Below are 13,482 nucleotides of genomic sequence, written 5' to 3'. Positions count from 1 at the left end.
TCATATCTCTGTTCCTCCACCCCCGGGAGTATTATTCCCCCCCGATTCGATATCAGAGTTCCAGTCTGACGGATCTTCCAGACGAAGTATCTGTATATTATTTCCATCTACTGTCACAAGGAGAGTTTCATCCATATGAAGGATAGTCGCTTCCCCGGTAAGTCTGTCAATCAGGTCTATGGCAAGCGTACTTATTATATTGTTATTTTCATCCAGGAAGCTCAGTTGAAGGCTTATGGGCTCCGTTACGCCATCGACTGCGCCTAGAGAAGGAAAATAGTAATTATCAAATCCAAAGTCAAAATCCGGGTATGGATTTTCGGATAACTGTGAGATAAGTAAAATTTTGTCATCGATACTGTTACGTGAAGACCTTGTATCAAGTGGGTCTGTTATTTCTATTTGAGATAAGTATTGTGTTACTCCCACTCCTTTTGCTAATATTTCAACTTTCTTGATATTATTAAAAGTGAGTGAAGAATTCAGGTTGGTCATATTTTTGAAAGCAACACATATGCGCCCTATATATTTCTTTTCAAACCATGCAGTATCTGTCACCACAGGCCCCGGAAAATGGATGAAGGGCTTCATGCTTTCCAAAAAAATTACTGACGGTTCTTCATAATATCCTTCTTCATTTTGTTTCAAACCAAAGCGAGCTGTGCTGAAGTCATCGGTCTCTGAAAAATTGACTCCGGAAATATTTGTGAAACAATATACAGAATGCTCTCCGGGAAAAAGCTTAAAATTAAAATTGCCAACTCTTGTACGGGCATTATCCTCGAATGGATAGGATGAGTAACGCTCTTTTTCCAGATTACTGTTATATATAAAGATGCTGATATCATCTATCTTATAAGTATCCGTCCGCGTATTTACGTCAACCTTAGGGACATATATTACATAATTCGATTCATCTTCGAAATAATCATATGTACAAGATGGCGTAAAACAGATGCATACCGATAATATAAAATAAAGTAGACCGCTATATATTCTATTTGTCATTTGTTCTTTTGCTTTGTGAAGAAAAGCTTCTGTTTGGGTTACTCCTTCCCATGCAATAATCCGAATTTAACTCCGGATCATTGCACCTAAAGGAGTAGATCAAGTAATAGATTGATGTGTCTGAATGCTGTATTTAATTAAACTTCCTGATCTGTTCTTTGTATGTTATCATTCCAGTCCTGAGGCGGTTCTACTGTGATTATCAAATCACCTTCTTCTTCCGGACCGGGAGGATTTATTATCGAACCGCGTGACCTGATTGTAAGGTTTACTTCACGGATTACATTCGGAGTAAATCCTCCTTTTATGGTTCCTGACCAATATAAAGGTGTTGGAGTTGTTATTTCCGTTCCATCATCAAGTTTATATCCGGCTGGAGCCAAAGCGCTGATTACTACATAGTATTTTCTACTGTCCTGTGCATCTCCGCTAATATCCATACTAGCAGTTGTCAGAACGTTAGGTAATACTATTATATCCTGCCACAATGTGAAATCTGCATCTATGATCTCCGGATTTTTATATTTATCCGCACCAGGATTAGCTGTATTGAATGTAGCATTACCCGTAGCACCTATCATTATCCGATTCTCGTTTGAATTCTGATTTAAGATACCGCCCAAAAATACCGGTGATGTATGTGGGGTCTTAACTCCAAAACCAACAGGTAACCTATGAACAACAATAAAGTTAGAAGCATCGGCAAAGTTTACTTTTTTCCCTGTTTCATTAAGGAAAGCGGCATTCTTATTGATCCTTACACGCATAAGAGAGACATCGCGCTTGAGCTTTAAAGTACCCAGATTAGCTGGAGTTCCTTCTACGATATGAACATCTTCTGCATAAGCTGTGAATACTTCCGAAGCAGGTGCATATGCTTCATCTCCTGTTTCAAAAACATGTCCTGTAGGAAAAGTGATTTTCTTAAGGTCCATAAAGATCTGAGAATTTAAAAGTCTACCCCTTACATTAAAGTCTGTAATTGCCTCGCTGGTTGTACCTCCGGCGACATAAGTAGTGATATTATTTTTTGCACTATTTTTCATATTCGCAACTAATGCCAGGTCATAATCACCTACAGGAATATTAGACCAGGGAAAAGTCGTATTCCCATCAGATGGTAGTATTTCGTAAGAAAAAGCAACCTTACCGGTTCCCTGTTCATATAAAAACATCTGTGCACGCTCAATATTACTCCAATTTGTGATCGGTATAGCTTTTGATAGAGCTGTGGCTTTGATACCCGAACCTGCTTCCTCAAACGCAAGATTGAATGATAATGAACCCGTCTTGTTTTCGTCTCCATCAGGCTTTTGCCCGTCATCGTTACTACATGCAGAGAACAATAGTGTAGCAGTAATTAAACTAATAAAAACTTTCTTCATTTGTTAAATAAATTAAATTATATTCTGTTATTAATAATAAAATACCGTTAACATTGGCCTCGTAATATTTTATCATTATAACTGTTTGGCTTACCTTTTCATAAAAGAGGTGCAGCTTCAACATTTGATTTTAAGTGATTAATTTTTTTGTAATTTGTTACAATTAAAAACTAAAATTTACCTTTGTATCACAAAACAGTGATTGATGAACACTAACTGGAAAAACCTTTGCAAACTTAGGCTAATAAACGTTTTGTGCACTTATTAATATTTACCCCTTATTTCATAATTCTGACATATATTTTAGCTGATCCGATAAAAACATTACGTATCACTCTTTCTTTGCAAGTTTTAATACTGCCGAAACCAGCTTGATTTATAATATGTTTGCGATACATAAAAAAATTGGCGCAACCGAAAAATTCAGTTGCGCCGACATTATTATTTTAACGCTTATACTTATTTACAATCTATTTTTCAGAATACTTTATTCTTCCTTATATAACTAGGAGGATATCCAAAATTTGATTTGCAAAAGTCATTAAACTGCGATAATGAACTAAAATCATGTTCATCACATATCTCTTTCAGTGTTTTATCCGTACAGTTAATCTCATGTAATATACGGCTGGCTTTCTGTTGCTTAATCCATTGATACGCCGGTACTCCAAATGTCTTTTTAAAGCGCTTGATGAAGCCCGAATGACTATAGTTAGACAATGAGGCTAATTCCTGTACTGTTTTTACTTTATTGTAATTATTGTATACAAATTCAGAGAAACTTGTATCGTTACTCAGTAATGGGTAAAAGAACCGTGCTAATTCTTCTCTTGTATAATAAGCCCTTATAAGATAAAAGAATTCCTTCATTTTCAATTCGAAATAGTAGCGACAACGTAACCCGTCTGTCAAACAAGCTTTCAGTCCCTTTAGATAATAAGATACCTCTTCCTTTATATCCAATAAGTTAAAACTATTATCCGGTTCTTTAAACTTATGAAATAATTGTTCTAAACCGACACGGTCGCATAATTCAATTTTATCCCGAAGTCTAAAAATAAAAACAGAAGCATCCTCCTCAGCTCTCGCAATATATTTACTGCTGGACGGAAGCAAGAGCATCTTTCCTTCTTTTACTTTTTTATCGATATGTCTCTCATACGATATACGAAATTCGCCTTTCATAACTAACATGATTTTAGATTCGGAGAGAGTTTTCTCCTTGATTTTCCCTTTCAAGAATTCAGTAATTTCAATAATTGGTTTTTTATTTGAGTTAGTGTTAACATCTTCATAATTGACACATGTTTTATGCTCATGGAAGTCCGTAATGATACCCATAATCAATATATATGTTGTTTTGACGTGTTAACAAATCCCCAAGCGGAAGTACATATATAAGAAAAAGAAACCATCTAAGAGATAGTAAATTCCATCACTCACAATATACACTTCGTTTCAGGTAAATTATTTTATTCTCGGCTTATTCAGTTAAGATCCCTCTGCTTTATCAATACAATATAGTTTATGACATTTGCGAAATATTATCCCCCCTTATTTATAGAAGAAGCCTGCTCCTATATTTTTTATATTAGTGTTCGCAAATATATTAATTTTTTTAATATAAACTTGATACCTGTTTTCATTAATGAAAAAACACAGGTTACATATTTCGAAACAAATTCATCTCTGGCCAAGAGTATTCATACTTTTTTATTTATTTGAAATACAGTCTAAAAATGACTATTAGTAAGCTACACAACCATTCCACATCCTAGATAAGATTATCTAGATCGATTACAAACAATAAGTAATTTAATAAAGTAACAAATTGAAACAAAAATGTATTTTTAAAAATTTTAATCTACATTAATTAATTTTAACTCAAGTCTTAAAAAGGTAATTTCTATGTAATTCTAGGCAAGTTTGAATAACAAGACAGATGAAAAGTCCAGTTACTTTTGTAATCGTTGAATGAGAGACATTATAGCAATGCCTATACTTCCAGATTTGTTAATAGTAGATTCGAACTGCAATTATAAAGAAAAACAATTATGATTTCACAGATTATCAAGAAAGATAAGTGTATAAAAAAAGGAGAATATCTGCATATTGACCTACAAATAAAAATGCCACCTTTTCATATAGCAGAGAATGAATATATAACACTAACACCTCTGTTGGCTGTAGGTGAATATAAAAAAGAACTTCCCTATTTTCTGATTAATGGAAAAAGCCGGCATAAAGGCTATAAACAAATGGTGCGGTCGGTCGGAAAAAAAACAGTAAGTTCTGTTTATAACATATATAAGGCAATCAATGGAAGCAAATCGTTCAGTTGCACATATTCTGTGCAGATCAATTATGAAAACTGGATGAACGAAGCTCAAATACAAATGATAGTACAATAACAAATTTCCAGGTTAGAATTCAACAAATATAATTGCATAGCCCAGAATGCATTTATAATCAGAATAAAGAGTATTTGAGAATTGCAGAAGAATAGTTGCAATATACTCTTGAACTAAAAATCTCTCACACGAAAAGAAAAATCAGCATAGATGTTATTCTATGATTGGGCTCTATGTCATATAAAAATATTCTGATAACACAATTAATTTATTATTCATTAAAAACAATTGAAAATGAAATTTAAGTATGTAATGATTACAGCTGCTACTCTCCTATTTGGCTTTGCGAGTTGTGGTAGCGATGAGGCTATTCCTGCAGACACAGGGGAACCGAAGAATGTAACAGTCAAAATTGTGAAACCAACAACGTATGCAGAGGAAGAAACTGCCATTGATGTGGCCCCGGATATTTATGATGCTGAAGTATTCTTTATAGGTGGCGGCAATATACTGAAAAGAGGCTCTATGGACAATAGTGAAGCAGGCTTCCCTGTTAAACAATTTACAGACGTCCCTGCGGCTGCTACAGAAATCATCATAGTTGGCAATAGTACATCTTTAACTTCTCCGGCATTACCAACTACTATTACGACCAAAGCCCAGCTAGAAGCTGTAATGTTTGAACATGGTGTACAAACACATGCGGAAACTGCAGTCAACCTTTTAGGATCCGGTACCATTACCGGAACTGGAGATGCAGCTGTAAATGTTCCTGTACGCGCAGCTATTTCTCGCATCGAGATTGGAGAAATAAAAGCTAAAACGACCGGTGCCGAATTGCCTTTGGTAGATTTCAAATTAACAGGTATCTATATTAATAATGCTTATACTAAAGTTAGTATAAACTATGCTGATGTCCCTACTCTAGCAACAGATATTCTTCAATACGGGGCTGACGCTATAGAATTTACAGACGGATCATATCCTGTACGTTTCAAAGATGAATGGACGAATGCCAGCGTAACTGCCGATGCATCTTTCAAGCCGCTTAATCCCCTACACAAATGGGCATACTTTATTATGCCGCCTGCAGCAGGTAATGGTACTACTATCGACACCAAAGTTCAGACATCTGTACCTCACATTGTTGCAAAATTAGAAGATGTAACAACAACCAGTGGTAATCTCGGGTTCTCTCCTGCTTTTCTGACAATAACAAAATTGATAGATAGTAATACTACTCTTGAACTGACTCATCTCGAAGCCGGAAAAGTATATAAGATCACATCTATCGATATAGATGGAAAAGATCTGAGTCCGAAACCAGAAACCGGAGCTAGAAATGTTACTGTAACCGTTCAGGTACAAGCATGGGTAGGCGTAGATGTTGAACCGGCTCTATAATCTATAATAGGCGCACTAGACTTAATTATAATTCATGCAGGCAGGCTTTTCTGCCCGCTTGCATGGATTTTTCAAAACGAGGAAATTTAAATAGAAAATAAATGAAACTGTTGAAAGCTCTGCCTGTACTCATTCTTTCGATATTCTTATTTGGATGTATAGGCGACAACATGGACGACTGTCCTCCTCTGAATAATGTCATTTTACATTTCGACTATCCCAGTTTTCCGGATCGTATTAATCGGGTAAATGTTGGTATTTTTGATAAAGATGGAGCACACGTTCTCGATCAACAGATTGACAAAGAAAATCTTAATTCGTTTCAAGGAACATATCTAACGCTCAATACAGGAGAATACACTGCTATTTGTTGGGGCAATGCTTTTGAAGATACGCGTATTACCTGTTTCAATCCTAATTCATTCATACACGATGGGATAATTTCACATCCCAACTATGGTACAGCTCTGCAAATACCGACACATGATTCATTATATTACGGAAAACATGATTTCACGATCACATCCAGAAACAGAGTTGAACATATTGTTTATTTCAAACCTTCACACATCAAAATATATGTATATGTAAAAGGTCTGGCAGCATTATCTACAGACCTCTTACCTGCACACTATCCGGTAGTAAGGATAAACAATCTCAACCCTACCTGCAATTTCGATATGCAAACGGCAGGGACAGGAACGACCTATTACCCTGATATAAAAATAGATAATGCAAAAAAAATAGCTATCGCACGATGCAACACGTTGCGATTTGAAAATGACAACCCTATAACGATAGAACTTTTGGACAATGCTATCGGAAACAACATATTATGTACAGTGGGACTCCGTAAATTTATGGAAGATAATTCTATTACTGTTCAGGAAGGCGAAGAACTGACTATTCCTATACTGATTCTGTTCAAAAATGGAAATGTAACGATAGAACTTCTTAAATGGGAAGAAGTACCTGTTGAACCAGAAATTTAACATAATAGATTAATGATGAAAAAAATATCACCCTATATCATATTAATTCTCTTTATTCTGGGATTTTCCTGTCAAGACAATGACAAATCAAATGACATTGTAAATAAGGGAAATATGAAGACTGTTACGCTCTCATTGAAACTACCCGGAGATATGCGCAAGAATACGTCTTCAGCCACCAAGTCGATGACGGAGGCACAAGAACAAGAAGTAACAACAATCGATGTCCTTGCTTTTATGAACGATGGTAGTGGAAATTATCTATACGCATACAAATCGAAAGGAGAAAATATATCCCTGAACGACGGAGAAGGCACATTCAAAGTAACTCTTGCCGAATATTATAAGTCACAGGTTTTAATCATATTAGCAAATGCATCTGATGAATTAAGCACCGTTAATATTGCGTTGGACGACAATATAAATTCTGTCCTTCCCTTTCTGGTAGCCGGCAGCGATACGGAATGGGATGCAAACAATAACAATTCTGGTACATTACGCAATATTCCGATGTATTGTAAAACAGAGCCTACCGTTATCAACAATACAACCTCGACTTTAGGCACTTTCGACTTAACAAGAATGCTAGCCAGACTGGATATTAGAACAAAGACGGGCATCGCTAATTTTCAGTTGGTAAATGCATGTATATTCAATCGTAAAAACAAAGGATACATAGCTTACAAAGATTACTATTGGGACGGAACAAAAGTAGTGATGGCAGACGTACCAGAAGATGCCACAACAACAAAGTTGAATGATATCCTATATAGTACAGATGCTTCTCATCAAATCACACAAAGTATATATACATTCGAGGCTAAAGGAGTAGAAACCCGGGGTGAAGCTACAGCCATCATTGTTGGCGGCTATTTTGATTATCCGGCTAATTCGTCAAAGGTGACATATTACCGCATAGACATTCCAACAACATCTATCAGAGATTTTAGTGGGGATATTCTTCGAAACCATCTTTATGATATTGAGATACAATCTGTAGACGATGAAGGAGCGGAGACACCAGAAAACGCCTTTGATGGAGAAATAAAAATAAGCGCGACAATCACTCCTTGGAATCTCGCAAAGCAAAATATTATGTTCGAAGGCCAGTATAATCTGACACTGGACAAAGCCACTATCGATTTCAAAAATCATATTGAAGATCAGGAAATAGAAATAAGCACAACTCATCCGTCGGGAATTAGTATAAGCCCTATTGCATACACTGATGAAAACGTGACCGGATGGCTCGAAATAGCACAGCTAAGTGCCAACAAATGGAAAGTATCTACGAATGACGACAACTATCAGGCAAAGAGACAGGCACAAATAACAGTAACTGCCGGTAATATGAACTATGTGGTAAAAGTGGCCCAGAAAGGCTGTGGGGATAACGGAACAGCCGAATTGATGGAAATAACAGAAAACAGTGCTTACTATACCCATTTGTATAACGGAAAATGCTGGATGGTTGAAAATTCGAGAGAAGAAAAACTGTTAAGCGGGAACGAACCCGGCTATGCTTCTGATAAATATGGAGAGGGAGGTACAATCGTAGGCCCTATACCTGGAACAGACAACCATCAACACTACTATACATGGGAGCAGTCAACTCTTGCAGACAACGCGTGTCCACAAGGATGGCATCTGCCTACACAAGTAGAATTCAATGCACTAATCAGTGTGGTTACAGCACAACCTTCCACTTTGGGTAGGTTCTGGATCGGATCCAATTATAATAACAGCATGTCCGGTTACTATATTAAAGCCGATAATGAATGGCACGACTGGAGTATTAGAGGATATTGGTGGTGCTCTTCAATTGACAACAATTCTTACTATTATAGTGGCAACTCCAATAATATAAGTGGACCTGTACTGACTAGCGAAAATAACTGGCTCTCGGTACGTTGTGTAAAAGATTAAGATTCAATTCTATTATAATGACGATTTACATTCACATAGAAAATGAAAAATAAAGCATATAAAATAAGGAATAAAAGCAAGCTAATCTACCTGCTCTTAATCTCTACGTTGCCTCTGATTTTCTCTTGCCGCAACGAAGAGGCCAATATTGAGCCGGATGATACGTCAAAGCATGCCATAAACTTTACATTAAACATTCCGGGATTGAATCTACCATCTACATATTCTATGGATGGTACTAAAGAAAATGAAGTAACTGAAGTCGATGTATTTATATTTAAAGTAAATAATTCGGGAGAGCAGACTTTCATCTATCATAAAGAGGCAACAAATATTAAAAACACAAGTGGCACAGCTAGATTTCACACTGTTATAGAGGAAGATACCGATTGTAATATACTATTGGTGGCAAATGCGCGGACACAAGTTGGTAATATTTTAGGGTCGCTCACAACCGATATATCTACAAAAGTCGATGTCCTAAATCTATTGGAATACTCCTATGAAAACAAATGGGAATCCGATGTCAATGGTATTTATAGAAATATACCGATGACGGCCGAAACAGGCAAGATAGATATAACAATAGGAATGCATATAACAAATGTATCCTTAACCAGAATGCTGGCCCGTATAGATGTAAAGGTAAATGCTGCTGTTACTCCGGCTACATTCGAACTATCTAACATCTATCTATGCAATTATAATACCAATGGGCGAATTGCATCCACTTGGAATACTCTGGGCGAATTAGCTTCCGCAGCCGCAACCAACCCAAATCTTCCTGCTTCCACCGAGAAAAAAACGGGTGTAGAAAATGCAATAAAGTATGAAGCGAACGGAGTAACTGTATTCAGTGGTGAAATATATACATTCGAGGCAAATGCTGCCAGTGACGGTAATGGATATGACCACATCGACCGTAAAGAGGCAACCTGTCTGATTATCGAAGGAAAATATAATGGAGCAAATGAACCTTCTTTCTACCGGGTCGATTTCACTTATCCTGAAGCTGCTACAGGAATCGAAAAGGGAGACTACATGCCTCTACTGCGTAATTACAGATACGAAGTAGAAATAAATAGCGTTACAGGTGCCGGGTTGCCGTCTCTCGAAGATGCACTGGCATCATATATGGCTCATTCTAACCTGGATATTACACCTATAGTATATGATGAGGGCCTCATTAAGGATATTGTTTTCAACGGACGATATATGCTTGGTGTAGATATAAGTGAATTTTTATCTTACTCAGGGAGAAATCTCAATGGGACAGAAGAAGCCTCAAAACTGGTAGTCAATACCAATGAACCGGAAGGTTGGAAAATAAAAATCACTGATAAAAATGGTAAAACAAATCCCGATTGGCTGAGAGTGACCAACAAACAAGGAAACTCAGGTACTACCCAGATAGGTTTGATTATAAATACCATGGCAGCAGACAAGGCAGAAATTGGATATCTGGATATCTTGGCCGGAAATCTGACAAAAAGAATAACTTATTATAGTGTTGATCCTCTTTTCGAGTTTAAGGATCTCACAGACGGTGAAACTATCGATTTCGGCGCAGCAGATCAAAGCATGATTTACAATGTTAAGTTCAGAACGAATGCACGCTGGAAGTATTCTGCATCGGATAATACAAATAACAATGCCTTTCCAAACACAATTTTAAGTATGTCGCATCCATTAGAAGCTCCTTATAATATCGGGGGAACTTCAGCTAAGATAGCAGACATTACATTTCATTTTATGCCATCGATAGACGATACTCCTGTTGCAGGTACAAAGTTCTCCACGACACTGACATTCTCGACAAACTATACCGGTGATTCAGGGAACGATGTTGTGAGAACACTCACATTCAAAAGGACGGTTCCTGCATATGTCGGCCTGTTCAGTATGGAACCAAATGATATAGACTTACCATCTGCCGGTTCTGTAGTAAAGATTACAGCCACAGCGAACGTAGCATGGAGCGGAATAGCAAGATATGCAGACAACAGTATGCTTGCATCTACCGGTTCCACAACTGTTCCCGCTACTCCGAAGAATTCCGGTTTTTCAAACGTTGCAGTACGAGAGAATCTCGAATCTACAGCCCGTGTTATTAATTTTTACATTAAATATGCCGATACTAATGGCGTATCACATGAGTCGTATGTAGGTCAGTTGATACAGAAAAAAACAGGACAATAAATATAATAGATGAAAAGAAACATATCATATCCAATATTAGCGTATACATGCATAATAGTATTACTATTTGCTATATCGTGTTCCCATAACCAATCCCAATCACATGAGAATTACTCTGATATAGAAGACAGATACTACCAGTTGAAATCTGTAAATACAGATACCGAAAAGGAAGTACTGAAGGCATATGTATGTGATACTTTAAACTTCGCAGAACTGTATGATTCACCAGTATGGGATAAGTTTATTGAAGACTGGATAAGCCTGTTCAGTAAAAATCCGGCTCAAGCGTTTCCGACCGATGAATTTACATATATATCCAAGAGGATAATAGAGCGCACTGCTATAGAAAACCCTGAAATTATCGAATCCTTAGTCCGCAAATCAGCAGAAGTCTTAATCGGTATAAATCAAGAGAAAATAGCTGCTTGTATCGTAGCATATTCCAATGGGATAAATATAAGCGCGAACGACGACAGCGAGATAGCCATGCGTCTACTCACTGCAATGATGCTGCGTGGAACAAAAGCCCCCGCCCTTATAGGATTGGAATGGATCGGAAATAAGGAGAAACTCGTCATTTTCTATGATAGTAATTGCCCCGACTGTAAATCATTATTGTCAAATATAACCGACAGGTATGAAGAATTATCGGAGAAAGGAATAGATATAATCAGTTTGTCGGCAGACACCGACAAAACACTATATACGAAATATGCCGAAAATTTCCCGTGGAAAAATAAACTGTGTGATTATCAATCATTCAGTAGCGGGAATTTTAAGAATTACGGAGTAGCGGCAGTTCCCATAATGTATTTGATCGATTCTGACGGACTAGTTGTAGACAGGTTCGATACATTAGAGGAAACCGATCTGCTTCATAAAGAATCTGATATAAAAATAATAAACGATGAAAAGAAAGCCCTTCGCTAATACTATGATTCATAAAAATTTGTCTTCATCCACATATTGGAAACACCGAAGTTGAAGATATGTGTAGTTTTGTAAAGTCTGAAATCCTGTGAGTCGGGAGATTCGCAGGATTTATTAAAAAAAGGAAATTAATCTCTTCTAAAACAATAATATCAATGACAATTGGCAGTAAAATATTCAAATCAGCGATAATTATATTAACAGCAATACTATCAGTATCCTGTATATATGATGAAGATATGCCTCCTGCAAACAGGATAATACTCGTATATCTGGGGGGAGATAATAGTTTGTCTGACGAAGTTTATGAAAAGATAGAAGCTATCCGTCTTGGCTGGAACAAAGACAATGAGGGTAAACTTTTGATTTATAGCGACCCGTCCGATGCATCTCCACAACTGATAGAAATATGCACATGTCATAAAGGAAATCCTATAATAGAAATTATCCATACATATGAAGAAGAGAATTCTGCAGACAGTAAGGTTTTCGGCCATATCATCAATGAAGTAAAAGTAATGTATCCGGCACCATCATATGGCCTCATCCTATTTTCTCATGCTTCAGGATGGCTGCCTCAGGAAACATTGAAAAATCCCAAATCAGTATTAAACGATAATAAACAGGAAATGGATATCACCGATTTTGCCAATGCTATACCTGACAGTTGCTTCGATTTTATAATCTTCGAGGCCTGCTTTATGGCTGGTATTGAAGTAGCATACGAGCTTAAGGATAAAACAGATTATATACTGGCTTCTTCTGCCGAAATAGTTTCCCCTGGTTTTACTGAGATTTACAAACAGTCTGCTATAGATTATTTGTTTGAGTCTTCTGCTAACCTGAAAGGATTTGCCCAGTCAGCATTTAATTATTTCAGCTCGCAATCAGGATTTCTCAATTCTGCTACACTGAGTATAATAAAAACATCCGAGTTAGACGCTTTAGGCAATATTGTAAAAAAGAGCTACAATACCGACAAAACTTTCGATATAGGTACAATTCAGCATTTCGACAGATATACATACCACCTCTTCTTTGATTTCGAAGACTATTTCTCATCATATCTTGAAACTGAGATACAAAGACTGGAACTATCAGAGGCTATTAATTCCTGCATTATTTATAAGGCGGCTACCCCTCTATTCATGGATGGATATAATGGTTTTGAAATAAAAAGACACTCGGGATTAACTACATATATCGAACAAGAACAATTTCCGTATCTAAATACTGAATATCAGAAGTTGAAATGGTATCGAAAGATATCGGGCAATTGATTGA

At 36.8% G+C, this 13,482-nt stretch carries 10 protein-coding genes; 7 read left to right on the top strand and 3 right to left on the bottom strand.

What is annotated here, in order from left to right; translation table 11 throughout:
• The 3 genes from QZL88_RS19290 to QZL88_RS19280 form a co-directional block, all read right to left on the bottom strand.
• A complete protein-coding gene (locus QZL88_RS19290) occupies positions 1-1,008 on the bottom strand; it encodes a hypothetical protein (protein ID WP_296944144.1) in 1,008 nt (335 codons plus the stop codon).
• A 137-nt stretch (positions 1,009-1,145) separates the two neighbouring features.
• The gene (locus QZL88_RS19285; RefSeq protein WP_296944141.1) at positions 1,146-2,393 is read right to left on the bottom strand and encodes a FimB/Mfa2 family fimbrial subunit; all 1,248 of its coding nucleotides are present in this window, start codon (positions 2,391-2,393) and stop codon (positions 1,146-1,148) included.
• A 477-nt stretch (positions 2,394-2,870) separates the two neighbouring features.
• Complete coding sequence (locus QZL88_RS19280) at positions 2,871-3,578, bottom strand: helix-turn-helix domain-containing protein (RefSeq protein ID WP_296944138.1); 708 nt, start codon at positions 3,576-3,578, stop codon at positions 2,871-2,873.
• A gap of 869 nt (positions 3,579-4,447) precedes the next feature.
• On the opposite strand from QZL88_RS19280, the gene QZL88_RS19275 reads away from it, so the two are divergent.
• The 7 genes from QZL88_RS19275 (at position 4,448) to QZL88_RS19245 (ending at position 13,478) form a co-directional block, all read left to right on the top strand.
• On the top strand, positions 4,448-4,804 hold the full coding sequence (locus tag QZL88_RS19275) for a DUF3868 domain-containing protein (protein WP_296944135.1): 357 nt from the start codon (positions 4,448-4,450) through the stop codon (positions 4,802-4,804).
• A 234-nt stretch (positions 4,805-5,038) separates the two neighbouring features.
• Positions 5,039-6,148, top strand: a complete 1,110-nt coding sequence (locus tag QZL88_RS19270) for a hypothetical protein (protein ID WP_296944132.1) — start codon at positions 5,039-5,041, stop codon at positions 6,146-6,148.
• Positions 6,149-6,249: 101 nt separating this feature from the next.
• Entirely contained in the window at positions 6,250-7,140 is an 891-nt protein-coding gene (locus QZL88_RS19265; protein ID WP_296944129.1) for a FimB/Mfa2 family fimbrial subunit, read from the top strand.
• 12 nt (positions 7,141-7,152) lie between these two features.
• Positions 7,153-9,066: an FISUMP domain-containing protein gene (locus QZL88_RS19260; protein ID WP_296944127.1), complete on the top strand. Its 1,914-nt coding sequence runs from the start codon at positions 7,153-7,155 to the stop codon at positions 9,064-9,066.
• Positions 9,067-9,108: 42 nt separating this feature from the next.
• Positions 9,109-11,265, top strand: coding sequence for a hypothetical protein (locus QZL88_RS19255; RefSeq protein ID WP_296944124.1), 2,157 nt, complete (start codon positions 9,109-9,111; stop codon positions 11,263-11,265).
• A 9-nt stretch (positions 11,266-11,274) separates the two neighbouring features.
• Complete coding sequence (locus QZL88_RS19250) at positions 11,275-12,198, top strand: thioredoxin family protein (RefSeq protein ID WP_296944122.1); 924 nt, start codon at positions 11,275-11,277, stop codon at positions 12,196-12,198.
• Positions 12,199-12,353: 155 nt separating this feature from the next.
• Complete coding sequence (locus QZL88_RS19245; protein WP_296944119.1) at positions 12,354-13,478, top strand: clostripain-related cysteine peptidase; 1,125 nt, start codon at positions 12,354-12,356, stop codon at positions 13,476-13,478.
• Positions 13,479-13,482 lie beyond the last annotated feature (4 nt).

The organism is uncultured Dysgonomonas sp. (genome assembly GCF_900079725.1).
Taxonomy (GTDB): Bacteria; Bacteroidota; Bacteroidia; order Bacteroidales; family Dysgonomonadaceae; genus Dysgonomonas.
This window is presented reverse-complemented; position numbering and strand designations above follow the sequence as displayed.

Coding starts and splice junctions, on each gene's coding strand:
- QZL88_RS19290 (WP_296944144.1), bottom strand. CDS start 1,008: ATGACAAATAGAATATATAGCGGTCTACTTTATTTTATATTATCGGTA.
- QZL88_RS19285 (WP_296944141.1), bottom strand. CDS start 2,393: ATGAAGAAAGTTTTTATTAGTTTAATTACTGCTACACTATTGTTCTCT.
- QZL88_RS19280 (WP_296944138.1), bottom strand. CDS start 3,578: ATGAAAGGCGAATTTCGTATATCGTATGAGAGACATATCGATAAAAAA.
- QZL88_RS19275 (WP_296944135.1), top strand. CDS start 4,448: ATGATTTCACAGATTATCAAGAAAGATAAGTGTATAAAAAAAGGAGAA.
- QZL88_RS19270 (WP_296944132.1), top strand. CDS start 5,039: ATGAAATTTAAGTATGTAATGATTACAGCTGCTACTCTCCTATTTGGC.
- QZL88_RS19265 (WP_296944129.1), top strand. CDS start 6,250: ATGAAACTGTTGAAAGCTCTGCCTGTACTCATTCTTTCGATATTCTTA.
- QZL88_RS19260 (WP_296944127.1), top strand. CDS start 7,153: ATGATGAAAAAAATATCACCCTATATCATATTAATTCTCTTTATTCTG.
- QZL88_RS19255 (WP_296944124.1), top strand. CDS start 9,109: ATGAAAAATAAAGCATATAAAATAAGGAATAAAAGCAAGCTAATCTAC.
- QZL88_RS19250 (WP_296944122.1), top strand. CDS start 11,275: ATGAAAAGAAACATATCATATCCAATATTAGCGTATACATGCATAATA.
- QZL88_RS19245 (WP_296944119.1), top strand. CDS start 12,354: ATGACAATTGGCAGTAAAATATTCAAATCAGCGATAATTATATTAACA.